Source organism: Microbacterium sp. Be9 (genome assembly GCF_011754135.1).
Classification (GTDB): Bacteria; Actinomycetota; Actinomycetes; order Actinomycetales; family Microbacteriaceae; genus Microbacterium; species Microbacterium maritypicum_A.
On the sequence record NZ_WNWT01000004.1, the window covers coordinates 1,153,396 to 1,178,776 of the forward strand.

General features: G+C 69.6%; 27 protein-coding genes and 1 tRNA gene. 9 read left to right on the forward strand and 19 right to left on the reverse strand.

Annotated elements, in window-relative coordinates; genetic code table 11:
* Positions 1-6 precede the first annotated feature (6 nt).
* Positions 7-786 carry an isoprenyl transferase gene (locus tag GLO27_RS09720; RefSeq protein WP_029260386.1) on the reverse strand — a complete coding sequence of 260 codons (780 nt, stop codon included), beginning with the start codon at positions 784-786 and terminating at the stop codon, positions 7-9.
* A gap of 97 nt (positions 787-883) precedes the next feature.
* Between GLO27_RS09720 and GLO27_RS09725 the strand changes: the two genes are divergently transcribed.
* A complete protein-coding gene (locus tag GLO27_RS09725; RefSeq protein ID WP_021199544.1) occupies positions 884-1,615 on the forward strand; it encodes a hemolysin III family protein in 732 nt (243 codons plus the stop codon).
* A 7-nt stretch (positions 1,616-1,622) separates the two neighbouring features.
* Here the strand turns inward: GLO27_RS09725 and GLO27_RS09730 are convergent, their stop codons facing one another.
* Positions 1,623-1,922 (reverse strand): hypothetical protein, encoded by a 300-nt coding sequence (locus tag GLO27_RS09730; protein WP_021199543.1) that lies wholly within the window; start codon positions 1,920-1,922, stop codon positions 1,623-1,625.
* A gap of 67 nt (positions 1,923-1,989) precedes the next feature.
* Between GLO27_RS09730 and GLO27_RS09735 the strand changes: the two genes are divergently transcribed.
* Together GLO27_RS09735 and greA are read left to right on the forward strand one after the other, a co-directional pair.
* Entirely contained in the window at positions 1,990-2,376 is a 387-nt protein-coding gene (locus GLO27_RS09735) for a DUF4307 domain-containing protein (RefSeq protein ID WP_021199542.1), read from the forward strand.
* Positions 2,377-2,474: 98 nt separating this feature from the next.
* Complete coding sequence (gene greA / locus GLO27_RS09740) at positions 2,475-2,963, forward strand: transcription elongation factor GreA (protein ID WP_021199541.1); 489 nt, start codon at positions 2,475-2,477, stop codon at positions 2,961-2,963.
* 69 nt (positions 2,964-3,032) lie between these two features.
* Here the strand turns inward: greA and ilvA are convergent, their stop codons facing one another.
* On the reverse strand, positions 3,033-4,262 hold the full coding sequence (gene ilvA, locus GLO27_RS09745) for a threonine ammonia-lyase (RefSeq protein ID WP_021199540.1): 1,230 nt from the start codon (positions 4,260-4,262) through the stop codon (positions 3,033-3,035).
* Positions 4,259-5,455 carry an AI-2E family transporter gene (locus GLO27_RS09750; protein ID WP_167254593.1) on the reverse strand — a complete coding sequence of 399 codons (1,197 nt, stop codon included), beginning with the start codon at positions 5,453-5,455 and terminating at the stop codon, positions 4,259-4,261. The genes ilvA and GLO27_RS09750 overlap by 4 nt, the downstream gene beginning before the upstream one ends.
* 88 nt (positions 5,456-5,543) lie before the next feature.
* On the opposite strand from GLO27_RS09750, the gene GLO27_RS09755 reads away from it, so the two are divergent.
* Both GLO27_RS09755 and GLO27_RS09760 read left to right on the forward strand, forming a co-directional pair.
* Positions 5,544-6,797, forward strand: a complete 1,254-nt coding sequence (locus GLO27_RS09755) for a crosslink repair DNA glycosylase YcaQ family protein (protein WP_167254595.1) — start codon at positions 5,544-5,546, stop codon at positions 6,795-6,797.
* A complete protein-coding gene (locus GLO27_RS09760) occupies positions 6,794-7,699 on the forward strand; it encodes a hypothetical protein (RefSeq protein ID WP_167254597.1) in 906 nt (301 codons plus the stop codon). Before GLO27_RS09755 ends, GLO27_RS09760 begins: the two co-directional genes overlap by 4 nt.
* Before the next feature lie 25 nt (positions 7,700-7,724).
* On the opposite strand, the gene GLO27_RS09765 is transcribed toward GLO27_RS09760, so the two are convergent.
* The 3 genes from GLO27_RS09765 to GLO27_RS09775 form a co-directional block, all read right to left on the reverse strand.
* Complete coding sequence (locus GLO27_RS09765; protein ID WP_021199536.1) at positions 7,725-8,291, reverse strand: LemA family protein; 567 nt, start codon at positions 8,289-8,291, stop codon at positions 7,725-7,727.
* 88 nt (positions 8,292-8,379) lie between these two features.
* Entirely contained in the window at positions 8,380-9,693 is a 1,314-nt protein-coding gene (locus GLO27_RS09770) for a D-arabinono-1,4-lactone oxidase (RefSeq protein ID WP_167254599.1), read from the reverse strand.
* Entirely contained in the window at positions 9,690-10,937 is a 1,248-nt protein-coding gene (locus GLO27_RS09775; RefSeq protein WP_021199534.1) for an alanine racemase, read from the reverse strand. The genes GLO27_RS09770 and GLO27_RS09775 overlap by 4 nt, the downstream gene beginning before the upstream one ends.
* A gap of 86 nt (positions 10,938-11,023) precedes the next feature.
* Here GLO27_RS09775 and GLO27_RS09780 point away from each other — a divergent pair.
* Positions 11,024-11,096, forward strand: a tRNA-Leu gene (locus GLO27_RS09780).
* 23 nt (positions 11,097-11,119) lie between these two features.
* Here the strand turns inward: GLO27_RS09780 and GLO27_RS09785 are convergent.
* From GLO27_RS09785 to GLO27_RS09835, 11 genes are all read right to left on the reverse strand, one after another.
* Positions 11,120-11,785 carry a DedA family protein gene (locus GLO27_RS09785; protein WP_167254602.1) on the reverse strand — a complete coding sequence of 222 codons (666 nt, stop codon included), beginning with the start codon at positions 11,783-11,785 and terminating at the stop codon, positions 11,120-11,122.
* 6 nt (positions 11,786-11,791) lie between these two features.
* On the reverse strand, positions 11,792-12,400 hold the full coding sequence (locus GLO27_RS19775) for a hypothetical protein (RefSeq protein ID WP_235045223.1): 609 nt from the start codon (positions 12,398-12,400) through the stop codon (positions 11,792-11,794).
* Positions 12,401-13,024: 624 nt separating this feature from the next.
* Complete coding sequence (locus tag GLO27_RS09795; RefSeq protein WP_167254790.1) at positions 13,025-14,539, reverse strand: FAD-dependent oxidoreductase; 1,515 nt, start codon at positions 14,537-14,539, stop codon at positions 13,025-13,027.
* Positions 14,540-14,564: 25 nt separating this feature from the next.
* Positions 14,565-15,872, reverse strand: coding sequence for a S8 family serine peptidase (locus GLO27_RS09800; protein WP_029266635.1), 1,308 nt, complete (start codon positions 15,870-15,872; stop codon positions 14,565-14,567).
* The gene (locus GLO27_RS09805; RefSeq protein WP_021199529.1) at positions 15,869-16,411 is read right to left on the reverse strand and encodes a DUF501 domain-containing protein; all 543 of its coding nucleotides are present in this window, start codon (positions 16,409-16,411) and stop codon (positions 15,869-15,871) included. Before GLO27_RS09805 ends, GLO27_RS09800 begins: the two co-directional genes overlap by 4 nt.
* 47 nt (positions 16,412-16,458) lie before the next feature.
* Positions 16,459-17,034: a septum formation initiator family protein gene (locus GLO27_RS19780; RefSeq protein WP_021199528.1), complete on the reverse strand. Its 576-nt coding sequence runs from the start codon at positions 17,032-17,034 to the stop codon at positions 16,459-16,461.
* 75 nt (positions 17,035-17,109) lie between these two features.
* Positions 17,110-18,390, reverse strand: coding sequence for a phosphopyruvate hydratase (eno, locus tag GLO27_RS09815; protein WP_021199527.1), 1,281 nt, complete (start codon positions 18,388-18,390; stop codon positions 17,110-17,112).
* A 132-nt stretch (positions 18,391-18,522) separates the two neighbouring features.
* Entirely contained in the window at positions 18,523-19,182 is a 660-nt protein-coding gene (locus tag GLO27_RS09820; protein WP_167254606.1) for an O-methyltransferase, read from the reverse strand.
* Between the two features lie 31 nt (positions 19,183-19,213).
* Complete coding sequence (locus GLO27_RS09825) at positions 19,214-20,164, reverse strand: type II CAAX endopeptidase family protein (RefSeq protein ID WP_021199525.1); 951 nt, start codon at positions 20,162-20,164, stop codon at positions 19,214-19,216.
* Entirely contained in the window at positions 20,161-21,231 is a 1,071-nt protein-coding gene (locus tag GLO27_RS09830) for a DUF1648 domain-containing protein (protein ID WP_167254609.1), read from the reverse strand. Before GLO27_RS09830 ends, GLO27_RS09825 begins: the two co-directional genes overlap by 4 nt.
* Positions 21,228-21,656, reverse strand: a complete 429-nt coding sequence (locus GLO27_RS09835) for a GntR family transcriptional regulator (RefSeq protein WP_021199523.1) — start codon at positions 21,654-21,656, stop codon at positions 21,228-21,230. The genes GLO27_RS09830 and GLO27_RS09835 overlap by 4 nt, the downstream gene beginning before the upstream one ends.
* A gap of 109 nt (positions 21,657-21,765) precedes the next feature.
* Between GLO27_RS09835 and GLO27_RS09840 the strand changes: the two genes are divergently transcribed.
* The gene (locus tag GLO27_RS09840; RefSeq protein WP_021199522.1) at positions 21,766-22,236 is read left to right on the forward strand and encodes a DUF4442 domain-containing protein; all 471 of its coding nucleotides are present in this window, start codon (positions 21,766-21,768) and stop codon (positions 22,234-22,236) included.
* On the opposite strand, the gene GLO27_RS09845 is transcribed toward GLO27_RS09840, so the two are convergent.
* Complete coding sequence (locus tag GLO27_RS09845) at positions 22,217-23,221, reverse strand: LacI family DNA-binding transcriptional regulator (RefSeq protein WP_167254611.1); 1,005 nt, start codon at positions 23,219-23,221, stop codon at positions 22,217-22,219. The genes GLO27_RS09840 and GLO27_RS09845 overlap by 20 nt on opposite strands.
* Before the next feature lie 104 nt (positions 23,222-23,325).
* On the opposite strand from GLO27_RS09845, the gene GLO27_RS09850 reads away from it, so the two are divergent.
* Together GLO27_RS09850 and GLO27_RS09855 are read left to right on the forward strand one after the other, a co-directional pair.
* A complete protein-coding gene (locus GLO27_RS09850) occupies positions 23,326-24,336 on the forward strand; it encodes an alpha/beta hydrolase (RefSeq protein ID WP_029260402.1) in 1,011 nt (336 codons plus the stop codon).
* Positions 24,333-25,349 carry an alpha/beta hydrolase fold domain-containing protein gene (locus tag GLO27_RS09855; protein ID WP_021199519.1) on the forward strand — a complete coding sequence of 339 codons (1,017 nt, stop codon included), beginning with the start codon at positions 24,333-24,335 and terminating at the stop codon, positions 25,347-25,349. Before GLO27_RS09850 ends, GLO27_RS09855 begins: the two co-directional genes overlap by 4 nt.
* The last annotated feature ends 32 nt before the right edge of the window (positions 25,350-25,381 follow it).

Sequence of the window (25,381 nt, forward strand, 5' to 3'; positions counted from 1 at the left end):
ACCCGTTCAGCGCCCGAAGCGTCGGTCCCGATCGGCGTAGTCGCGGATCGCACGGAGGAAGTCCACCTGTCGGAGATCAGGACCCAGCGCCTCGACGAAGTAGAACTCGCTGTGCGCGCTCTGCCACAACAGGAAGTCGCTCAGCCGCTGCTCCCCACTCGTGCGAATCACCAGGTCGGGATCGGGCTGACCGCCGGTGTAGAGGTGCTCGCCGATCATCTCGGGCGTGAGATGGGCGGCGAGGTCTTCCAGCGTGCCGCCGGATGCCTCGTGCTTCGTGATGATGCTCCGCACCGCGTCGACGATCTCATTGCGTCCGCCGTAGCCGACGGCGAGATTCACGTGTAATCCGGTGTGATCCTTCGTGCGCTTCTCGGCGTCGGAGAGGACGCGCGCGAGTTCCGCCGGGAGGATGTCGGATCGGCCGACGTGCTTGACCCGCCAGTTGCCTTCACGGGACAGAGCCTCGGCGAGTTCGGCGATGATCTCGATGAGGTCGGCGAGCTCCGCGGAATCGCGCTTTCGCAGGTTGTCGCTCGAGAGCAGATACAGCGACACCACGCGCACACCGAGCTCGTCGCACCAGCCGAGGAACTCGCGCATCTTGGCGGCGCCCGCCCTGTGGCCCTCTGCGGGCGTGTCCAGTCCGAGCTGACGCGCCCAGCGACGGTTGCCGTCGATCATCATCGCAACATGATGCGGCACGCTGGCCGGATCGAGGTGGCGACGCAGCCGGCTGGTGTAGAGCCGATACAGCGGCCCTCGCCCCGGGCTCTCGCGTGACATCACCTCCCTACGCTACCGTGTCGAGGCCCGCGGCATCGTGTGTGCGCGCTGAGGATATGTGCCCTGTGGGGTATGCGCGTCGGCTTAGAGTGAGCACGTGAGCACTCCCGAGCCCTCCGGCCCCGACGTCCCCCAGCTGCCCCTGCTCGAAGCGGCCGCCGTGGATGCGGCGACCGAGGTCAAACCGACCTGGCGCGGATGGATCCACGCCGGCACGTTCCCGGTGGCTCTGATCGCGGGCATCGTCCTCATCGTCGTGGCCGATGGCGCCCCGGCGAAGTGGGCCTCCGCCGTGTTCATGCTCACCTCGCTGCTGCTCTTCGGCAATTCGGCGCTCTACCACCGCATCGACTGGCGGCCGAAGGTGAAGGTGCTGCTCAAGCGCATCGACCACGCCAACATCCTGCTGCTGATCGCCGGTACCTACACTCCTCTGGCGGTTCTGGCGCTCCCGCCCGCGAAGGGCGTACTGCTCCTCTGCCTGGTGTGGGGCGGAACCCTCGTCGGCATCCTTTTCCGGGTCTTCTGGATCCACGCGCCGCGCTGGCTCTACGTCGCCCTGTACCTGCTGCTCGGCTGGGCGGCCGTGATGTACATCGTCGACCTCATGAACGCGAACTTCGCGATGATGGTGCTGGTGATCGTGGGAGGCCTTCTCTACACGGGGGGCGCCGTCGTCTACGCGCTCAAGAAGCCCAACCCCTGGCCGGGGCACTTCGGGTTCCACGAGATCTTCCACGTGTGCACGGTGCTCGCGTTCCTGTGCCACTGGACCGCGTGCCTGCTCATCGCGCTGTCACCGCTGTCGCCCTCGCTGGGCGCACCGTAGCGGTCGGTCAGCGAGCGGGCGTGTCGCCTTCGCCCTCCGCTGAGGTCGTGCCGTCGGCTGTCGATTCGTTCGCTCCGGGTGCAGCGGCACCGCCCTCGGCCCGCGCCGCTTCTTCGGCGTCCAGCTCGTCACGCACCTCTTCGCGGTACCGGACCCGGCGGATGCGACGGTTCATGTCCCAGATCAGCAGGATCACCGCGATCACGACCACGACGATCGCGGCGAAGCCGACGAACCCCGGGGTGACCGACACCGGATCGACGGTCATGCTCGGCGTCGGCATCGGGGTCTCGGACAGAGAGAACATGAATCGGCCTTTCGTACGCAGGTCGCATAACCTGGTAACACCAGCCTAACGACCGGAAGACCCACCTGTGACGACCGCACAAGAGCTCGACGAACGCTATGGCCGAACCCGACGACGCCGGACGCCGTGGATCATCGGTGGCGTAATCGCGCTGTTGATCGTGGGCGCGTTCAGCTGGATGACCGTCGCCCAGTCGATGGCGTCCGTCGACGCGGACGACCTGGGCTTCGAACTCGTCGACGAGCACTCCGTGAACATCAGCTTCCAGGTGACCGGCGTGCAGGGCAAGGATGTCGTGTGCGCCGTGGAGGCCCTCGACGAGGAGTTCGGCGTAGTGGGTTGGAAGATCGTCGAGATCGAGGCCGGAGACAGCCACTCCCAGGCCCGCTCCGTCACCATTCCGACCGTCTCGGCAGCCACCACAGGTTTGGTGAACGCCTGCTGGGTCGCTTAGACTCGTGCCAGACAAGACGACGCCCCGGCACCGTGCCGGGGCGTCTTGGCATATCCCCCGCAGCATGCCGGAGGGATCCCGAAAGAAGGAGCTTCGTCATGTCCACCGATGCTCAGGTTCCCTTCCTCACGCAGGAAGCGTATGACCGGCTCGTCGCCGAGCTGGAGCACCTGTCCACCTTCGGCCGCGACGAGATCGCCAAGCGCATCGAGGCGGCCCGCGAAGAGGGCGATCTCAAGGAGAACGGCGGATACCACGCCGCCAAGGACGAGCAGGGCAAGCAGGAGGCGCGCATCCGCACTCTCGAAGGCCTGCTGAAGACCGCCAAGGTCGGCGAGGCTCCTGCCAGCCGCGGGATCGTCGAGCCCGGCACCGTGGTCACCGCCCTCGTCGCGGGCGGTGAAGAGGTCTTCCTCCTCGGCAGCCGTGAGATCGCGGCCGGCAGCGACCTCGACGTGTACAGCGAAGCCAGCCCCCTCGGTCAGGCCATCCTCGGCCTGAAGGTCGGCGAGAAGTCCTCCTACGAGGCTCCCAACGGGCGATCGATCAGCGTCGAGATCGTGAACGTCGAGACCTACACGGGCTGAGCATCCTGTCAGAAGCGCCCCCGCATCCTGTCGGACGCGGGGGCGCTTCTGCGTGATCGATCGGTGTGCTCAATCGGGGACGAGGATGGGCTCGAAGCCGGCGCGGCGCAGCGTGTCGAGCGTGTGCTCCGAGTGCTCAGGTCCACGCGTCTCGACGCTGAGCTCGAGGATGACCTCGCTGATCTGGAGGCCGTGGCCGTGGCGGGTATGCATCGCCTCGATCACGTTCGCACCGGCCTCGGCGATGAGCTCCGACACGCGGGCCAGCTGGCCGGGACGGTCGGGCAGAGGGATGCGGATCGTGAGATAGCGACCGGAGGCGGCGAGTCCGTGGGAGACCACGCGCTGCAGCAGGAGCGGATCGATGTTCCCGCCCGACAACACGGCCATCGTGGTCCCGATGGCCGACACCTTGCCGGCCAGGATCGCCGCCACACCGGCCGCACCGGCGGGCTCCACCACGACCTTCGACTGCTCGAGCAGGATGAGGATGGCCCTCGCCAGGTCATCGTCGGAGACGGTGACAACCTCGTCGACGAGCTCTTTGATGATGTCGAAGGGGACCGCGCCCGGTCGAGCGACCAGGATGCCGTCAGCGATGGTCGGTCGCGTCACGATGTCGACGGGCTCTCCGGCCTCGAGCGAGGGCGGGACCGCGGCCGCGTTCTCGGCCTGCACGCCGATGATGCGGACCGTGCGCCCGAGCTCGGCGGCGCGTGCCTTCACCGCCGCGGCGACGCCGGCGATGAGACCTCCCCCGCCGATGCCGAGCACGACGGTGTCGACATCGGGTGCATCTTCGAGAAGCTCGAGACCGAGCGTTCCCTGCCCGATCACCACGTCGCGGTGGTCGAACGGGTGGATCAGCACCGCCCCCGTACGCTCCGAGAATTCGGCGGCGAGACGCAGGGATGTCGCCACCGTCTCGCCCTCCAGCACGACCTCCGCTCCGTAGCCACGCGTGGCGAGCAGCTTCGGCACGGGAACGCCCAACGGCATGAAGATGGTGGCGGGGATGCCGAGCTCCTGCGCGGCGAGCGCCACTCCCTGCGCATGGTTTCCCGCGGACGCCGCGACCACGCCGCGCGAGCGCTCCTCGGCGCTCAGCTTCGACAGCCGGTACGCCGCCCCGCGGATCTTGAACGACCCGGTGCGCTGGAGATTCTCCATCTTCAGCAGGACGGGGGCTCCGAGGATGTCGGAGAGGGCTCGCGAGGGCAGCGTCGGCGTGTGCGAGATCACCTCAGCCAGACTCTGAGCGGCGTGCTCGAACTCGGTCAGGCTGGGGACTGCGCTCATCGATTCCTCCGTCTCCGCTCGCGCGGAACTGTGCTCCAGATAAGGTCTCCGCTCGGCCCGACGCCGGTGCGCCAGGAGCCCGAGCTGATGGTCACCGCGGCGACGTTGACGAAGGCCGCCAGCGGCACAGCGAAGAGGGCGCCGGGGATGCCGGCGATCATCGCGCCACCCGCCACCACGAGGACGACGGCGAGCGGGTGCACCTTGACCGCAGAACCCATCATGATCGGCTGCAGGATATGCCCCTCGATCTGCTGGACGGCGAGGACCACCACGAGCATCCAGAGCGCGATCCACGGACCGTTGTACACGAGCGCGAGGAACACGGCGACGGCGCCGGTCACCACCGCACCCACGATCGGGATGAACGAGCCGAGGAAGACGAGCACGGCGACCGGGAGCGCGAGGGGCACCTGGAGGAGGAACGCCCCGAGGCCGATGCCGATCGCGTCGATGGTGGCCACGAAGAGCTGGGTGCGCGCGTAGTTCACGATCGTGGTCCAGCCGTTGCGCGCGGCACCATCGACGGCCAGGCGGGCGCGACGCGGGAAGATCTTGAGGGTCCAGCGCCAGATCCCCGCACCATCGGCCAGCAGGCAGATGAGGATGAACAGCGCGAGCAGGGCGCCCGTGGCGACGTGACCGACCGTCGTGCCGATGGCGAGCGCGCCCGTCCAGAGGACCTGCGCCTGCTCGCTGATGAGATCCAGACCCTGCTGGAGGTAGTCGGCGATCTGCGTGTCCGAGAGGTTCAGCGGACCGTCGTGCAGCCACACCTGGAACTGATCGAACGCTTCGGTCGAGCGCGCCTGCACGTCGGGAAGCTGAGCCCGCACCTGCCAGACGACGAGCCACATCAATCCGGTGACGATGGCGGCCGTGCCGATCAGCGAGAGCGCGATCGCCAGCCAGCGCGGAAGACCACGTCGCAGCATCCACGAGAACGCCGGCCACAGCAACGCCGTGATGAGGATGCCCACCATCAGCGGGATGACGAGGAGCTTGAGCAGCATCACCAGCCAGATGAAGACGCCGATCGCGGCGGCGATCAGGAGCAGCCGCCAGGCATATCCCGCCGTTATCCGCAGGGGCAGGGGCACCGCCTCGTCGGCCTCGGTCGTCACGGTGCGGTCGGTGGAGACCGGGCGCGGACGGAACAGATCTCGCAGCCGGGGTCGCTGGTCCTCGCTCATCGCCCAAGTCTACGGTCATGCCGTATGCCGTCGGACGCATCCTTTCTCCGGGGGGTGGCATGTCGGCGGCCGGAGATACCCTGGCCGTGTGACCGACACCCTCAGCTCCACCCAGGCACGCCGCATCGCTCTGGCTGCTCAGGGCTTCACACGCACCCGCCCCGCATCGGTCACGGGGCGGCACGTGCACCGGGTCATGGACCGGCTCGGGGTGCTCCAGATCGATTCGGTCAACGTGTTCGCCCGGTCCCACTACCTGCCGTTGTTCTCGCGACTCGGCGCGTATGAACCCGCTCTCCTCGACCGCGTCTTCCTCTCCCGCACGACCCACTACGTGGAGTACCTCGCGCACGAGGCGACCTTCATCCCGATCCAGGACTGGCCGCTGTGGCGGTTCCGCATGGAGGACTTCCGTCGGCGGTGGGCCGGCGAGGACTCCTGGATGAGCAGCAACGCGCGCACGGTGCAGTGGGTGCAGGACGAGTTGCGCGCGCGTGGGCCGCTGCGGCCGGCCGACCTCCGCGCCGATGCACCCCGAGAGCGGGGAACGTGGTGGGACTGGGACGATGTGAAGCTCGCCCTCGAGCACCTGTGGCGTGTCGGCGACGTCGCGATCAGCGGGCGCCGCGGTTTCGAGCGCACGTATGCGCTGGCCGAGCATGTGATCCCCGACGGCATCCGCTCGGAGGAGGTCTCCCGCGCCGATGCGATTCTCGAGCTGACGCGTCGCGCGGCCCGTTCGAGCGGTGTCGCGACGCAGTCCGACCTCGCAGACTACTACCGGATCCGCGACCGGGCGGCCGTCGCCCGCTCGATCGCCGACCTCGCCGATGCGGGCGAGTTGCAGCCGGTGCAGGTGCGCGGCTGGGAACGTGGCGGGCGTCCGCTCGCGGCCTGGCGGCATCGTGACGCGGTGCTTCCCCGGGGAATCGATGCGGCCGCGATCCTGACCCCGTTCGACCCCGTCGTGTGGTTCCGCGATCGAGCACTCCGCGCGTTCGAACTCGACTACCGCATCGAGATCTATGTGCCGGCGGAGAAGCGTCGGTACGGCTATTACTCCTTGCCCGTCCTCGTCGGCGACCGCATCGTGGCGCGGGTCGACCTCAAGGCCGACCGCGCGACGTCGACGCTGCAGGTCCAGTCCGCCTGGTGGGAACCGCAGGCGCGCCCCGGCGATGCGGAACCGATCGCGGCAGAGCTCGCCCTCGCGGCGGGGTGGCAGGGTCTGGAGAACGTCTCGGTCTCCGGCTGGGGCGACGCCACCGATGCCCTGCATGCAGCGCTGGCGAACAGCCGTGCCGTGGGCCGTCATCTGCATGCGCGGGAGAGCCGGACGTGAGAAAGGCGCGCTGGTGGCTCATCGGCGGTGCCGCGGGACTCGTCCTGGCCGCCGCGTGCCTGTGGATCTGGCAGTCGACAGCCCACTCGTCCACTCCCGAGGAGGCGGCACTCGACTACCTGCACGCCCTGGAATCCGGCGACGCCGGTGCTGTGGCGGCCACCGGGATGAAGGTCTCGACGACCGCCCTCGACGCGTTCGACGCCGCGACCTCTCTGATCGAGGATGCGGAGGTCACGCGCGTCCGTGAAGACACCGACGGAGCATCCGCCGTCGCCGACATCTCGTTCCGCCTGGACGGCGCGGAGCAGGAGGCGCAGCTGAGCCTCGGCGTCGTGGAGGACCGTTGGATCGTCGACTCCGCGGGTCTGGGCAGCCTGACCATCGAGTCGGGCATCGGCTCCGACGTGGCGATCGGCGACGCGACCATTCCGGCAGGGAAGGGTGTTCCGCTGCTGCCTGCGACCTACACCGTGGCTGTCGCGCCGACGACGCTGCTCGACGGCGAGAGATCGGTGTCGGTGCTGCCCGGCGCGAAGACCACGGCGACGGTCGATGTCGCCGTGCGCCCGGAAGCGACTGCTGCCGCACAGGACAGGCTCGACGAGCTCCTCGAGACCTGTACCGCCCCAGCCACCACGGAGGCGGAGGGCTGCGGAATCCGAATCCCCTGGGGGACGGAGTTCCGCGATGTGACCGGCATCCGCTATCGGATCGACGAGTCACCGACCATCGCGCTCTCCCCAGCCGGTTTCACAGCGGAGGGTGGAGTTCTCGTGGCCACCGTCACCGGGACCGGCCAGAACGGCGAACGTCGCACCACCACGTATCGCACCGACTCCTGGAGCCTGCGCGGCGACGTCTCATTCACCACTGACGGCCTCGTCCTCTCACCGTGGTGAGCGGGGTCTGGTCAGGCGGAGGTCATCAGAACTGCACGCGCGGTGGCTCGGAGATGGCGCTGCTGTCGGCGACCTCGAAGAACTCCCGCTCGGAGAAGCCCAAGCCCTTCGCGAACAGGTTGTTCGGGAACACCTTGATCTTGGTGTTGAGCTCGCGCACACCGCCGTTGTAGAAACGGCGTGCGGCCTGGATCTTGTCCTCGGTGTCGACCAGTGCCTGCTGCACCTGGAGGAAGTTCGTACTCGCCTGCAGCTGCGGGTACGCCTCGGCGACCGCGAACAGGCTGCGCAGAGCCTGTTGCAGGTGTCCCTCGGCGATGCCCGCTTCCCCGGGGCCTCCCGCCGACAGGGTCTCGGCACGCGCACGAGTCACGTTCTCGAAGACGGCCTTCTCATGGGAGGCATATCCCTTGACCGTCTCGATCAGGTTGGGGATGAGGTCGGCTCGTCGCTTCAGCTGCACCGTGATTCCGCTCCACGCCTCATCGACGCGGACGTTTAGCTGCACCAGCGAGTTGTACGTGGCCCACAGATAGATGCCGACGAGCAGGATCACTCCGACAACGATCAGTACCGGCACGAGCCATTCCATCAGAGGCCCACCCTTCCTCGTGTTTCTCTCATCCTAGACGCGCAGCCTGCACGTGGACTGGGCATGCCCGGCGACAACCGCAGACCGATCAGCTGCCGAGGACCCGTTCAAGATAGCGGTTGGCGAATCGACGTTCGGGGTCGAGGCGATCGCGCAGCGTGACGAAATCGTCGAACCGCGGGTACCGCTCCCGGAGCGTCTCCGCGGTCAGCGTGTGGAGCTTGCCCCAGTGCGGGCGTCCCCCGTATTCGTGCATGATCTCTTCGACGGCACCGAAGTACTCCGTGGGGTCGGCTCGCCAGTACCGGTGCACGGCGATGTAGGCGCTGGCACGCCCATGGGCCGTCGACAGCCAGCGGTCGTCGGCGGCCGCGAACCGCACCTCGATCGGGAACTCGATCCGCCACCCTCGTCGGTCGATGAGCGCCCGGACCGCCTGGAAGGCGGCCACGGCGTTCTCGGCGGGGATCGCGTACTCCATCTCGCGGAATCTCACGGTCCTGCTCTGGATGAGCACCCGGTGCGACAGCTCGGTGTATTCGCGATCGCCCGTGAGCTTGACGGCGAGCCGGCTGAAGGGTGGAGTGATCGCGGGGATGACCTGGCCCGCCGCGCACACCACGCGATACACGCCGTTCGAGAGCAGCGTCTCATCGATCCATCGCCCGACCGCCGGTAGCGGCTTGCGGACCGTCGCCTCCGGCATGCGCGTCTGGCGCTTGGTCAGGGCCACATCGGTGTGGGGGAACCAGTAGAACTCGAAGTGATCGGCGGCAGCGACGCGCTCGTCGAGGCTGGCCAGCACCTCGTCCAGGGCCACCGGCTCGTCGATCGCGTGCATGACGAACGCGGGCACGCACTGGAGAGTCACCTCGACGACGATGCCGAGCGCGCCGAGGCCCAACGCCACGGCGGGCAGGAGCTCATTCTCGTGCTCCTCGTCGATGCGGAGGAACTCGCCGGCCGCCGTGACCATCGTGACACCGACCACCTGGGTCGCGAGGCCGCCGTATCCGGCTCCCGTTCCGTGCGTGCCCGTCGAAATCGCACCGGCGATCGACTGCCGATCGATGTCGCCGAGGTTCTCCATCGCGAGCCCGTAGGGCGCGAGCAGAGCCGGGATGCGGTGCAGCCGAGTGCCGGCGAGCAACGTCACGCGCCCGGTGGCGGCGTCCGCGGAGACGAGGCCCTGCAGGTCGTCGAGCTCGAGCAGGACGCCCGGGGCCACCGCGATGCCCGTGAAGCTGTGACCGGCGCCGACGGCCTTCACCGGCAACCCGTGCTTGACTGCGGCGATCACCGCGCGCTGCACGCCCTCCGGGCTGCGCGGACGCTCCACACGCACGGGTCGGACCGAGGCCGAGCGGCCCCAGTTCTGCCAGGTGCCGCCGATTCTCGTCACAGGAAGGCCTTTCCCTCGCCGCGGTAGGTCGGCAGCTCGTCGATGATCTCGTCGCCCGAGACCAGGTGGTAACTCTCGATGCGCTCGGCCGGCTCGCCGCTCTTGGCATGACGGAACCAGACCCGGTCCCCCACGCCCAGCGACGTGGCCGTCGGCCCCTGGAGCGGTGTCTGCACTTCTCCAGCCGCTTCCCGGGAGAGCGTGTGGAGCCCTTCCGGCCATACGGGACGCGGCTGACGGGACGCGACTGCGGGGCCGGAGGCGATCCAGCCTCCGCCGAGCACGGTGGCGATGTCGACGGCCGGGCGCCGCACCACGTCGAACGCGAACGCCGAGGCTGGAGCAGGTCGGAACGAACGGTACCCGTCGAACAGATGGCCGCCCAGGAGCCCGCTCCCCGCACTCGCCTCGGTGAGGGACTCGTCGCTTCCAGTGAACTCGAGCGATCCGGTGCCACCGCCGTTGAGGATCTCCAGCGGAGCGATCGCGCCGACGGCGGAGACGATGGCTGCCCGGCGTTCCCGCAGCTCATTGCGCGAGCGGGCCTGCACCATCCGGATCAACGGCGCATCGGGCCCGGCGTCATCGCCCTGTCCCGCGATCTGCGCGTCATACATCTGCAGTCCGACGAGCCGGAACCCTGGCCGCGCGACCACCTTGCGAGCGAATGCCGCCACCTCTCCGGCGCTGAACAGCGCCGAGCGTCGGACGCCGATGTGGCCGAGGAGCGACGAGCGCCAGGAGGCGTCGACGTCGATCGCGACGCGGAGTTCGGGTCGCGACCCCGGGCCGGCGACGCTGTCGATCAGATCGAGATGCACGAGGTCGTCGACCATCAGGGTGATGCGCTGCGCGGCCTGCTCGTCGGCGAACAGCCGTTCCAGTCCTCCGCGATCCACGGTCGGGTAGCCGAGCATGATGTCGTCGTGCGTCTCGGCGAGCCAGAGCGCTTCCTCCAGCGTGAAGGCGAGGATGCCGTGGAACCCGGGCAGCGCGAGCACGGCATCGAGCACGGATCGCACGCGCACCGACTTCGAGGCGACACGGATCGGCAGCCCGCCGGCCCGCACCAGAAGGTCCATGGCGTTGTAGCGGAGCGCCTCCCTGTCGATCACCGCGACCGGGGCGGGGAGATGCCCGGTCACGGCGGACAGGCGCGGCCAGTAGCGGGCCGGGTCCTCCCACTCGGGGGCGACCGCGGGCGCACCATGGACGGGGCTCAGTTCGTCGATGAGGTCGAGCACTCCCCCACCCTAAGGCCTCATCGGACTCGGGATCACCCCCTGCGGCACCGCGTCGCATGCGGGCACGGCGATAGGCTGGCGGCGAGGCCCCCGTAGCCCAATGGCAGAGGCAGGCGACTTAAAATCGCTTCAGTCTGGGTTCGAGTCCCAGCGGGGGCACACCGGGGTTCGCCCCCGCCCTCTCAGTCTTCGAGGTCGATGGCTCGCTTCTTCTCGCCCGAGGCCTCACGGATCCTCCGCACGATCAGGACGACGAGTGCGATCGCGATCGCCGAGTACACGACGTAGTCGAGATAGCCGAGATACTGCTCCAACTGCTCGTGCTGCGTGCCCAGCGCTGCGCCGACGCCCAGCAGGAGTGTGTTCCAGAGGCCGCTGCCGATGACCGTGTAGATGCTGAACGTCACGAGGTTCATGCGGGATGCGCCCGCCGGGATCGAGATGAGGCTGCGGACGCCGGGGACCATCCGCCCGACCAGCACGGTCCAACCGCCGCTGCGCACGAACCAGTCCCCTCCCCGCTCGAGGTCGGACCGGCTCACCAGCCGAGTGGCCGCCAGCATGCGCACGGCCCGATCCATGCCGATCGCGGCACCGAGTCCGTACAGCAGCAAAGCGCCCAGCAGGGACGCGAGAGTGCTCCAGAAGATCAACCACCCCAGGTTCAGGGCGCCGCTCTGGCTGAGGTACCCCGCGAACGGCAGGATGACCTCGCTCGGGATGGGGGGCACCAGGACTTCGAGGAAGACCAGCACACCCACCCCGACATCCCCGAGTGCGGTGAGGACGTCGGCCGCGAATCCGGTGAGCCCGGTGAAGCCATGATCGGCGGCAGCAGTGAGGACCATCCGCGATCAGCGCCCGAAGATGTCGCCGATACCGGGGATGCCGAGATTGCCGAGTTGCTCGCCCCACCCGCTCGCCGCATCGCCCAGACCCGACACGGTCTCGCCGGCCGAGCCCAGGAGCTCACCGGCACCTCCCGTGAGCGACTCGACGTCGATGCCGGCGGCCAGGGACTCGATGTCGATGCCCTCCGCCATCGCGCCGAAGTCGACGCCGATGTTCGCGGCCTGCTCCAACAGGGGCCCCGCCACGGTGCTGAGGACGGCCCCGCCCGCCACCACGCCGAGCAATCCGACGGCCGCGCCACCAGCCGCGACCGCCGCACCACCACCCGCGCCACCGATACCGGCTCCACGTGCTCGCGACAGCAGTCCGCGCATCCGGCCCGGCTTCATGGCCTCAGCACGTCCGGCGGCGCGGGCGAGGTCGTCCGCCGACGAGGACCGCGGTCGCTCACCGGGTTCGAGCTCCTGCCTCATCCGGGCCTCGACCTGCGCGCGCTGGTCAGGTGTGAGGCGGGCGAACGCCTCGCGGTGGATCTGTTCGACACGCTGCGGATCCGCCGTCTGGAGGAGGTAGTCGTAGCGGGCGATGGCCGCTCGGTCGGCGTCGGTCACGGCGTGTGAGCCCCGCGCGGTTCCGGGAGGAGGCGGCGCGTACGGGTCTGCAGCAGATGGTGCCGTGTGCGCGGGACGCGGTCGTCCACCGGACGCGGCCGGCGGCGCGTACGGGTCGGCCGACGAAGGCCTGTCCTGGCCTGACGACCGTGCGGGGTCGGCAGGACCGCGGACCGCGTCGACTGCTCCACGGAGCATGCCTCCCCAGTCCGTCGACCGGGACCCGTCCTGCGAGCGCGATCGGTCGCCCGCGTGAGGGTCGCGCCCCGTGCCGGCGTTCTTCTCGAGTGCTTCGGATGCCATTCCGATCAGTCGGGAGAGCTTTCCCATGAGTGGTCCCTTTCGTGGTGCGGACCACCGCGGATCCACGACGCCGGGACGACGGCAGGGTTCTCTCGGCAGCCCGCGATGCGGGTGCCAAGGTCTCCTCCACCCTCACGGGCCGGCGGGCCGGAGCACGATCTCGTGCTCGTAATGACGACGTCGCCGCATTCGGGAGTACTCCCCTTGCTCGCGTGACGATACCGGCCGTACCTATGCATGGCCTCGGAGCCGCCCCGCAGAGACGAACATCGGCCCCGACGCGGAGCGCGTGGGGCCGATGTTCGTGTGCGAGCGTGTCTGCTACTTGGCGGCAGCCTCGGCCGGCTCGGGAGCCTTCTCGGCGGCGGGCTTCTTCGCTGCGGGCTTCTTCGCCGCCGGCTTCTTCGCCGCCGGCTTCTTCGCGACCGGCTTCTCCGTCACCTCGGCCGATGCGGCCGGAGCGGCCTTGGCCGCCGACTTCTTCGCAGCCGGAGCAGCCTTCGCGGCCGGAGCAGCCGGGCGCGGGCGCGCCGCGAACTCCTCGAAGACGTAGCGCGGGTTCTGCACGGTCTCGAGGTTCACCAGGTCGCGGCCGAGCCACAGGTTGTTCCACCAGCCCCAGATGACGCGGAACTTGCGCTCCCAGGTGGGCATCGCGAGACCGTGGTAGCCGCGGTGCGCGACCCAGGCCACGAAACCCTTGAGGGCGATCTTGCCGGACTGGAAGACACCGTTGTACAGGCCGAGGCCGGCGACGGCACCGAGGTTCTTGTGGAAGTACTCCTTGGGCTTCTCTCCCCGGAGGACCGCGACGAGGTTCTTCGCGAGCAGCTTGGCCTGGCGGACCGCGTGCTGGGCATTCGGCACGCAGAAGCCGCCGACCCCGCCACCGGACAGGTCGGGAACGGCCGAGACGTCTCCGGCCGCCCACGCTCCCTCGACGAACGCCTCGGGAGTGCCGACGCGCAGGTCGGCGCGGGTCTGGATGCGACCGCGCTCCTCGACCGGCAGGTCTCCGCCGCGGACGACGGTCGGGTTGGCCATGACACCCGCGGTCCACACGATGACGTCGGTCGGGATGACCTCACCGGTGGAGAGCTCGACGTTGCCGTCGACGGCGCTCGTCAGCTGCGTGTCGAGGTGCACGTTGGCTCCGCGCTTGGCCAGGTCCTTGAGCACCCACTCGCTGGTCTGCAGCGAGACCTCGGGCATGATGCGGCCCATCGCCTCGATGAGGTGGAAGTGCGTGTCGTCGAAGCTGATCTGCGGGTACTTGGCCACCAGCGCGGACGCCAGCGAACGCAGCTCGGCGAACACCTCGATGCCGGCGAAGCCACCACCGACGACCACGACGGTCAGCAGACGGTCGCGCTCAGGCCCGGCCGGGAGGGAGGCGGCCTTGTCGAAGTTCGACATGACCTTGTCGCGGATCGCGACGGCCTCTTCGATCGTCTTCAGACCGATCGCGTTGTCGGCGATGCCGGGGATCGGGAAGGTACGCGACACGGCACCGGCGGTGACGACGATCTGGTCGTACGCGAACTCGTACGGCTCGCCCACGGGCGGCGTGATGGTCGCGACCTTCTGCGCGTGGTTGATGTTCGTCACCTTGGCGGTGAGGACGTTCGTGCGCTTGAGGTGACGACGGTGCGCGACCACCGAGTGTCGCGCCTCGATGGAGCCGGCGGCGACCTCGGGCAGGAACGGCTGGTACGTCATGTACGGCAGCGGGTCGACCATGGTCACGTCGGCTTCGCCCTTGCGCAGGTGCTTCTCGAGCTTCCACGCGGTGTAGAAACCCGCGTACCCTCCGCCGACGATCAGGATCTTGGGCACAGTGCTGTTCTGAGGCACAGAAGAACTACTCCTCGGAGTCGGGGGTGTGGCGTACGGAAATGCGCGCCGATCGGATGCGCCGGGCAGCTGCGGTGACGCCAAGCGCTACCAGGATACCAGGGACGGTGAGCGCAATGAGCGGCAGGGTACCGTAGCGCAGTGAATCCGCGCTGGGAAGCAACGGTGAACCGGCCTCGGTCGGCGCGTCTGCGGCCGGAAGAGGGGGAACGGCGACCGGGGTCCTCGTCTCCACCGGCTGCGGTTCCGACTGCGCACGGCGGAACACGCGGATCCACTCCGCCAGGTCTCCCATGGGGTTCTCGCTCACCGCGGGGATGTTCGCAGAGATCGCCGCCGCCGCATCCACCAGCCCGTACCCGTACAGCGGATCCTGGGGCTTGATCGCATCTTCGACCGGAATCGCGGTCTTGATGATGCGATTGATGACGTCGATCGCCTTGATGTCGGGGTGCGCCGAGCGGATCAGCGCCGCGACTCCGGCGACGATGGGCGCCGCACCGCTGGTGCCGCGCCAGGGGACGACCGAGCCGTCGGCCGAGACACCGATCAGGCCTTCACTGGGCGCCGAGATCCCGATCGTGATGCCCTGCGTCGACGCCTCGATGCTGGCCGTGCCCGTCTGGTCGACGCCGCCGACGGTGAGCACGCCGGGAATGGTCGCCGGGGCGCCGATGATGTTCGTCCCGCTCCCCCGGTTGCCGGCGGCGACGACCACCACCACGTCGTGCTCGAAGGCGTACAGGAACGCCTCGTCCCAGCTCTCGTCCCAATCGAGCGTGTTCGTGGTGAACGACAGATTGATGACGTCGGCCCCGTTGTCGACGGCCCACTTCATGCCCTTCGCCACCTGTTCCGTGAACGGCACCGCCGCGGCCGCACCGAAACCCACGGAGATCGAGAGCAGGTTGGCCTCCGGAGCCACGCCGATCATGCCCGTTCCGTCCGGTGCACCGCGTCCGGCAGCCAGCGAAGCCACCCAGGATCCGTGGTTGCCGTCGACCGCGCCCAGCGGGGTGCGTCCGTCCGGAGTCCCGGCCCCCGACACGTCCGTGCCCCCGACGACCGCGTCGCCGAAGACCGACGGCACCTTGCCGATGCCCGTGTCGATCACCGCGATCGTCACGCCCTTGCCGCGGGTCGTCTGCCAGGCCTCGCGGATGCGTGCGCCGTCGAGCCAGTACTCCGAGGCGCGGACCGGATCTGCGGGGTCATCGGGGATCGGCGGCGGCGTGGCGGAAGCGCCGATGAGCAGCACGGTCGCCGCGACCACCACGATGGCGGCAGCGCTGCGCAGCTTCCGGCGCGCGGTCATGCCGAGGGGGCCGCCCCGTCGCGCACGGCGGCACCGGGGTCTTCGCAGCGGCAGACCGAGGGCGACCATGAAGAGCGTGCGAGTGCGGCGTCGCCGATCGGGTTGACCCCGGGGCCCGCAGCCAGGGCATGTCCGGCCAGGGCGTGCAGGCACTTGACACGCGTGGGCATGCCTCCGGCGGAGATGCCGTCGATCTCGGAGACCTCTCCGAACTGCCCACGGTCGGCGAGATAGGCCTCGTGGGCTGCGAGGTAGGCCGCGGCCACGTCTTCGTCGTCGGTGAGGAGGGCGGCGAGCTCCGGCATCACCTGGGTGGCCTCGAGCGTCGACATCGCCGCGGTCGCCGCCGGGTGCGTCAGGTAGTAGAACGTGGGGAACGGCGTGCCGTCCGGCAGACGCGGGGTGGTCGCGACGACCGTCGGGTTGCCGCACACGCAGCGGGCCGCGATGCCCACCACGCCTCGGGCGGGACGACCGAGCTGAGCCGATACGACGGCGAGTTCGGCGGGCGTGGGGGCGGGGAACGGCGGCGTGGTCACCCCACCAGCGTAGGGGAGCCGCCAGGGAGGATGCTCGGAGCGAATGCTCAGGGAGCGACGGCGGCCGTGTCGCTGAGCCCGGTCGAGACCACGGTGCGCAGCAACTGCGGCATCCAGTCCGTCGGCGTCTCGACGAGCGTCTCGCTCACGGGGTCCTGCTCACGCGGAAGTGCTGCGGGGTCGAGGTCGTTGTCGACCAGGTAGACGACCTCGCCGGGCTTGACGTAGTAGAGGCGTTCGCGGGCCTGGGTGGCGATGTACGCGGGGTCGTTCCAACGCTCGCGTTCCGCGACGAGCGCCTCGATCTGGTCTTCGCTCACCTTCACCGATGCCTCGAGAGCAGCGATCTTCTGACGCTGATCGATGAAGGTCCCGAGCGTGGGCACGAGCACCCAGGCTCCCAGCACCACGAGAGAGAGCATGATGACGGAGAAAGCCGAGAGCCGGATGCCGGATGCCCACTCGCGCACGTCGACGCGAGGCGCCTCGCCTCGGGACGCGCTCGACGCACGCCGAGACGACGTCGTCGCTGCCTGCGCCCGGGGCTTCGCGCCCTTCTTCGTGGGCGAGGGCGTCGGCTGCGCTCGCGGAGACGACGAAGGAGGAGCCGGTCGTCGTGCCACGGCTCCTCCTTCGTCGTGCCGGCTCAGCGGCGGTGTTCACCGCCGTGTCGGCGGCTTCTTCGATGTGTCGTGCGTTCAGGCCTGGTAGCGCGGGAACGCCGAGCGGCCGGCGAAGACCGCGGCGTCGCCGAGCTCTTCCTCGATGCGCAGCAGCTGGTTGTACTTCGCGACACGCTCGCTGCGGGCAGGGGCGCCCGCCTTGATCTGGCCCGCGTTGGTCGCGACGACCAGGTCGGCGATCGTGGTGTCCTCGGTCTCGCCCGAGCGGTGCGAGAGCATCGCCGTGTACCCGGAGCGCTGCGCCAGGCTGACGGCGTCGAACGTCTCGGTGAGCGTGCCGATCTGGTTGACCTTGACGAGCAGCGAGTTGGCGACGCCACGCTTGATGCCGTCGGCGAGACGCTGCGGGTTGGTGACGAACAGGTCGTCGCCGACCAGCTGGACCTTGGAGCCCAGGACGTCGGTGAGGTGCTTCCAGTTGTCCCAGTCGTCCTCGGCGAGAGCGTCTTCGATCGTGACGATCGGGAAGTCGTTCACGAGTCCGACGTAGTACTCGGTGAGCGCGGCGGCGTCCCAGTCCTTGTTGTCGAGACGGTAGACGCCGTCCTTGAAGAACTCGGTCGCGGCGACGTCGAGCCCGAGGGCGATGTCGGTTCCGGGCGTGAACCCGGCCTTCTCGATCGCCTTCACCAGGAAGTCGAGGCCCTCACGGTTGCTGGGCAGGTCGGGAGCGAAGCCGCCCTCGTCGCCCAGACCGGTCGCGTAGCCGGCGGCCTTCAGCTCGGCGCGCAGCACGTGGTAGGTCTCGACACCCCACCGGAGTGCCTCGGAGTAGGTCTCGGCGCCGATCGGCGCGAGGAAGAACTCCTGCATGTCGATGCCGTTGTCGGCGTGCTCGCCACCGTTGATGACGTTGAACAGCGGAACGGGCAGCACGTGCGCGTTCGGGCCGCCGAGGTAGCGGAACAGCGGGAGGTCGGCCGAGTCCGCGGCGGCCTTGGCCACGGCCAGGCTCACGCCGAGGATGGCGTTGGCGCCGACGCGCTTCTTGTTCTCGGTGCCGTCGACATCGATCAGGATCTCGTCGACGATGCGCTGCTCGCTCGCCTCGACACCCTCGATCGCCGGTCCGAGCTCATCGATGATGGCCTCGACGGCCTTCAGCACGCCCTTGCCGCCGTAGCGGCTCTTGTCTCCGTCGCGGAGCTCGTACGCCTCGAACGCGCCCGTGGATGCGCCGGACGGAACGGCCGCCCGCTGCACGATGCCGTCGTCGAGGAGGACCTCCACCTCGACGGTCGGGTTTCCGCGCGAGTCGAGAATCTCGCGTGCGCCTACAGCCTCGATCAGTGCCACTGATGTGCTCCTTGCTCAGGGGGAAAACGTTGTGTGGAGCGTCGTCGATCCGCGCCCAGTCTAGCCCGGCCTCCCGACGGACTCCGGGACTCGCCCGGACGCGAATCGCCCGCGGCGGGAAGCCCCGGAAGGTCAGACGACCACGGCGATCGCGAAGCCGTCCCATCCCTTCACGCCCACGGTCTGCAGGGCCGTGGCATCGAAGCGCGGATCCTCCCCCAGCATCCGCAGTCCGTCGCGGGTGCCCACGACCTTGGGATCGGTGCTGTCGTCGCGGACGATCTCGCCCTCGCGCCCGATGTTGTCGAGCACGATCACCGTGCCGGAGTGCCCGAGCTTCGCCGCCCAATCGAGGTAGATCGTGTTCGACTCCTTGTCGGCGTCGATGAACACCAGATCGAATCCGCCGACCAGGGTCGGCAGCACGTCCGCTCCCCGCCCCACCCGGATGTCGACGCGATCACCGACCCCCGCGGCGTCGATGCTGGCACGGGCGACCGCCGCGTTGTCCGATTCCGCCTCGATCGTCACGATCCGTCCTTCGGCGCCGACGGCGCGGGCGAGCCAGATCGTCGAGTAGCCGCCGAGCGTGCCGATCTCGAGCACGCGGCGCGCGCCGCTGATGCGGACCAGCAGGTTCAGCAGTTTGCCGGCGACGGGCGCGACCTCGATCTCCGGGAGGCCGGCGGCCCGCTGCGCAGTGAGGGCCGACTCCAGCGCCGGATCGGGACCGACGAGCAGATCGGAGAGGAAGCTGTCGGCGTCGGACCAGGCGGCGGGGGTGGATTCCATGGCCTCAGCCAACCCCCGGCGCCGCCCTCCGTCAAGGCCGCGGTGCCGAGAGCAGCCGCCCCGACGCGTCGGCGAGCTCGGGCTGGGCACGGAACTGTCCCGTCAGCTGCAGCACCACCGCGACGAGCGCGAGGACGACCCAGGTCGCGACGCCGAGTGGTCCCGCCAACGCCAGGTCGGGCTGCGTCGCGGCGACGATGAGGATGAGCCCCGCCGCGGCGTTCAGAGATCCGTGCGCGATGACCGCCGGCCACACCGATGCGGACCGCAGCCGCAGCCAGCCGAGCAGGACGCCCCAGGCCACGCATCCACCGATCATGAACAGGATGCCCGTGATGTCGGTGCGCCCGAAGTTGTAGCCGAGCAGGATGATCGGGCTGTGCCACACGCCCCAGATCACGCCGCTGAGGATCAGAGCCGGCCACGTGCCGAGCGGACGCAGCGCCGGAAGCAGCCACCCCCGCCAGCCGAGCTCCTCGCCGAACGCGAAGAGGCTGTTGAACAGCGCGCCGATGGGGATCATCGCGAGCTGCGCGAACACGACGACCTGGACAGGAGGCAGTGGCGTTCCGGCCGGCACTGCCTTCTCGAGCTCGGCTGCGAGAGCCGAGAATGTCAGGTCGAGCTGCACGAAACCGAGCGCGGCGGAGAGCAGGACGCCCAGGCCCACGAGCAGCGGCGGAACGAGCCACCCCGCGACCATGAGCCAGATCACGCGCTTCGCGGGGCGCAGCGGCCACAGTCCGAGGAAGCGGGCGCGCTGCCCGGGTGCGGGGACGCGCATCGCGAAAGTGACGATGAGAGCCGCCACCGCAGGCGTGAACATCATCACCGGCAGCAGGAACACCGAGCTCGGCTCGGCGAGCCCGTCGCCCAGCCACAGGGGCAGGGCGACCAGCCAGGAGAGGACGAAGGAGACCGCCACGAAGACGATCACCGCGGTCCACGGCACACGGCGCGGGTTCAGGGTCTGGTCGTTCATGAGGTCCCCTTTCCGGAGTCCGTCGATCGATCGGTCGAGGCGATGGCCGCGGTCCCCGCGCGGTCGACATAGGCCTGGAGCAGCGCCGCGGCTTCTTCCGCGCCGTCGATGGTGACGATGAAGGGTCGCCGGCCCCGTCGGGAGACCTCGATCGCAGATCCGCGGCGCATGACGATCCCGGTGCGCCCGTCGACGGCGATGCGCCATCCCCAGCCGCCGAACTCGCCGAACGGGGAGATGTCGACAGCGCGCGCCGCCTCGACCTCGTCGAGCGGGACACGGATGCGCGGCCAGCCCAGCAGGGCACGAGCGGAGAAGCCCTCCGGTGTGACCGTGACGCGGAACGAGGCGGTCGCCGCGAGGGCGAAGCCCACGACGACCACGACCAGCGCGACGATCCAGCCACCCTCGACGCCGGTGCCGAGCATGTACGCGGCGAGCGCGACGAGACCGAGGAGCACGAACAGCAGGAAGGCGAGCGCGCCGCGCGGCATCGTCGTCGTGGCGACCCACACGACGCGTTCGCCCTTCGCGACGTGCACCGAGTAGCGGGGTTCGAGCGTGCGCCCCTGCTCCGGCCGCACGCGCGGCTGCACGGCCCAGGCGATGCCGCCGACCAGAAGGAGTGCGGCGAACGCGAGTGCCATGGTGCCCCCGATGCCGGGCGATTCCGCGGGGTCGGCGAGCTCACGCTGGATCGCGAGGGATCCGAGGCTCATCACGGCCGCGAAGGCGGACATCCCCGCGGAGAGTGCGCCCATCAGCCGGGCCGCCCCGCCCCAGTGCGCACCGACGGACGCGAGGGTGACGATCGCCATCAGCGCCGGCAAGCCGAGCCCGACCCCGACGAGGATCCAGAGATACACGGACGGCGGGCCGAACCGGTCGGCGCCGCTCACACCCCAATGGGTCGCCACCTGTGGCGGCAGCGTGGGCAGCCAGGCGAGCAGGATCACGACGGCGACGGCGGTGATCACGATCGGCAGGATCACCGCGACGACGAAGAAGGTCAGCCGAGCGCGTCGCAGCAGCGCAGGCGGCGTGCGGGTGAGGTCGTGGATGGTCATGGCGAGTCCTCCTCGCGGCTGTCGGGGCGGTCGGGATCGGAACGGGGGAGATCAGAACGGTCGAGATCGGATCGGGCGTCACGGTGCGCATGAACGATGCCGGCGAGCGTGTCGGCGGAGACGCCGAGGGCTGCGGCACGGCGCACCAGCTCGTCGATGTCGTGAGCGAGTTCGGCGAGGGGCGCAGCCGAGGCCGCGATGACCGCTCCCCTCCCGCGACGCAGATCGACCAACCCCTCATCGCGCAGCCGCTGGTAGGCGTGCAGGACGGTGTGCTGGTTGATGTCGAGCGCTTCGGCGACGTCGCGGGCCGCGGGAAGGCGATCGCCGGGCGCGAGGACCCCGGTGAGGATGTCGGAGCGGATGGAGGCCGCCACCTGGTCGTAGAGCGCGCGGGGGCTGTCGGGATCGACGCGGATGAGCATCCGGCCCTCCTCTCCTATAATCGCTACTTATTCTATGCGAACTATAATAACTGTGCCAACCCTCCAGACGTCTTCGTCGCTTCCGCCCTGGTGCCGCACACTGGCCTTCATGCGCATCACTCCCCGCCGTCTCGCGATCGGCATGAGCCTGTGGATCCCCAACCTCTTCAGCGGCATCCGCATCCGCCGCTTCAGCGAGGACTGGACGCACGCGACCGTCGAGCTGCACGTCAACGTCTTCACCCGCAACTACGTCAAGACCGCGTTCGGCGGCTCGATGTCGGCGATGACCGACCCGTACTTCTTCATGCTGGTCATGCACCAGCTCGGACGCGACCACGTCGTGTGGGACACCCGCGGCGAGATCGAGTTCCTCAAGCCCGGCCGAGGCGTGCTCACCGCCGAGTTCGAGGTGTCGAAGGAGAAGGCGGAGGAGATCCGCGAGCGTGCACGCGGCGGAGCCAAGGTGCTCGAGTGGTTCGAGACCGTCATCACCGACCGTGAGGGCGACGTCGTCGCGAAGGTGCGCCGCGAGGTCTACATCCGGGAGAAGAAGCGCGTCACCGCTTCGCGGGGCTGATCCCGCCGGCGAGCGTCGACGCCCTCGCGATCAGGGTGGGGGCGAGGCGCACGGTGTCGTGCGCGGTCGATGCGCCCGACACCAGTCCGAGGACGAGCTCCAGAGCCGTGCGACCGCTCTCCTCGAACGGCTGCCGCACGGTCGTGAGGTCGAGCGCCGCAGCGACCTCGCCGTCGTCGTAGCCGACGACAGCGAGCGGAGCGGTGTCGGGGTCCGCGCGCAACGCCGACAGCACCGCGGCGGCGAACTGGTCGTGGTTCGCGACGATCGCCGTCGCACCCGCGGCGCGGGCCGCAGCGATCACCCGGCCGTCGACCGCGGAGGGATCGGGGACCGCCAGGTCGGTCATCGCCAGGTGCTGCGTGAGCCCTTCGATACGGAGCATCCCGGCCGACACGTAGGCCGGCGAGCGCTGCGGCTCATGCACGAACAGGACACGACGATGTCCGAGGCCGGCGAGGTGTCGGCCGATCTGCGCACCGCCGTCACGGTCGTCGACGAGGACGACCGGACCTCCCACGTCCGACCGCGTCGGCACCACGTCGACGTAGACCACCGGGATGCGCGCGGCCCTGCTCGCCCGTCGCGCCGCGCCGCCGAGCGGAACCCCCATCACCACGAGGCCGGTGGCGTCCGTGCGCGTGGGCAGCACGTCGAGCAGCGGCTCATCGGCGGCCGCCGCCGAATCGAGGTCGTAGGGGATGATGTCGACCGCCGCATCCCTGGCCCTGCGGAGCATCCCGGACAGGCGACGCAGGTACGAGGGGTAGGTCGTGAACGGTGCAGCGACCGCGATGCGCGCGGCCCCCACGCGTCGCCCCTGCGTCATCCGATACCCGAGCGCGGTGGCCGCGGCGACGATGCGTTCGCGGGTCTCGGGTCGCACCCTGTGCGGCGCACTCACCGCCAGCGACACGGTGGAGATGCTCACTCCCGCGCGCTCCGCGACGTCGTAGATGGTGACCCGCCCCGGTCGTGCGCGCATGCTCGGACCTCCCTTCTTCATCGAAGTTCTTCGATTCCTCAGACTAGGTCGGAACCCGCCCCGGTCGGAACCCACCGGTGCGGAACCGTCGAAGGAGATGCCCGATGCCGACACCGCGGTCCCGATTCCGGCGCCCGACCCTCGACAGCGCCGTGGCGGCGTGGGAGGAGCGGGTCGCGCCTCTGCTCGAGGAGGAACCCGCAGACCCCGCAGGACGACGCCGGGTCGCTGCCAGGAACGACGACACCGTGAGCGCCGCGCTCGGGATCACGCCGCTCCCCACCGCCGCCGAGGAGCACATCGTTCCGGTCGACGGGCACCCCGACGTACGCGTGCGCGTCTACTGGCCCGGCGAGGAGCGCACGCCACCCGGCTCGGGCCTCCCCGCGCTGGTGTACTTCTACGGCGGCGGATTCACGATCGCCGGGATCGACTGGGTCTCGTGGGACGCGCGGTTCCGAGCCCGAGCGCGGGATGCGGGGATCGTGATCGTCGCCGCCGACTACGCCCACGCCCCGGAGCAGCAGTTCCCGACCCAACCGGAGCAGTGCTGGGCGGCTTTCGAGTGGACGCACACCCACGCGACGGAGCTGGGGGCATCGCCGGACCGCCTCGCCGTGGGTGGGGCCTCATCGGGAGGCGACCTCGCCGCAGCCGTGACGTTGATGAACCGCGATCGCTCGGCGCATCCGATCGCCCTGCAGCTGCTGGAGAACCCCGCACTCGACCTGACCATGGGTCATGCCGATATGGCCGGCATCGATGCGCGGATGCCGGGAGTCATCGTGCGCGCGGTCGGCCGCACCCTGGTCCGGCAGTATGTCGGCGAGGATGCCGCGGCCGCTCGCCTCCCGTATGCGTCCCCGTTGCGGGCCGCATCGCACGAGGGGCTTCCGCCCGCCGTGATCCTCACCTCCGAGCTCGACCCCCTGCGCGGCGACGGAGAAGCCTATGCCCGAGCGCTCTCCGCCTCCGGGGTCCCGGTGACCGCGATGCGCTTCATCGGACAGACGCACGGCTCGCTCGGTTCGACCGGATTCGTGCCCGCAGCGGATGCCGCGCATCGCCTGGTCGTCTCCGAGCTGCGCACCCTCCATGGAAGGACGCCGTCATGAGCGACCAGGAGCAGCACGAGCCGCCGCTGAGTCCGGCGATCCTGGAGTGGATCCAGCGCATCCGCGAGCTCTCCGCGACCCTCCCCGAGCTGGAGTCGCCCGCCATGGGTGCGCGTCGCCGGGCGCAGCGGGAGCTGAGCGACCTCCTGGCCTCCGAGTTCACCGCGCCGGTCCCCTCGGGCGTGGAGATCGACGATCTGACGGTGGCGGGAGGGGAAAGTCCGCTGCGCGCCCGACGGTTCCGCACCGCAGCCGCGCCGGGCGCCCTCCCCACGATGCTGTGGCTGCACGGCGGCGGTTGGACCGGCGGCACGATCGACGAGTCGCTCAACGATCGGCTCTGTGCGGATCGCGCACTGCGCTCCGGCGTCCAGATCATTTCGCTCGAATACCGGCTGGCGCCCGAGCACCCGTTCCCCGCTCCGGTCGACGACGCCGTCGCGGCCTTGGCGGATCTGCGCGAACGTGCCGACGAGCTCGCGATCGATGCGGATCGGCTGGGCGTGGGCGGCAACTCCGCCGGCGCGACCATCGCAGCCTCCGCCGCGCTGCGCGAGCGCGACGCCGGAACATCTCTGCACCACCAGGCGCTCGAAGTGCTTCCGGCCGCGCTGCGCCTCGTCGGCGCATCGATGCCCCGCCGCCTCGCCGCCGCGGACTGGGAGGCGGCCATGCACCTCGCCGAGGTCTATCGCGCCGGCGCTCCCCTCGCCGACGCTTCTCCGCTGGACGCGCCAGACCACCGCGACCTCGCTCCCGCCCTGATCCTCGCCGCCGAATTCGATCCCCTCCTGGACGGCGCGATGGCGTACGCCGACGCGCTGCGCGAGGCCGGAGTCCCCGTGGTCCTGCGCATCGGCGCCGGCCACGACCATGCCTCCCCCGGCCTGACCGGCCGGTGGGAGAGGGCACGCCAGTGGCGCGACGTCTTCGTCCGGGAACTCGCCGATGCCTACCGCTCCGCCGGCCACTCCCCCGCGGATGCAGTGACGACCACGGGAGCGCACCTGTGACCCTTCCCCACCCCGACCGAGATCCGGAGACG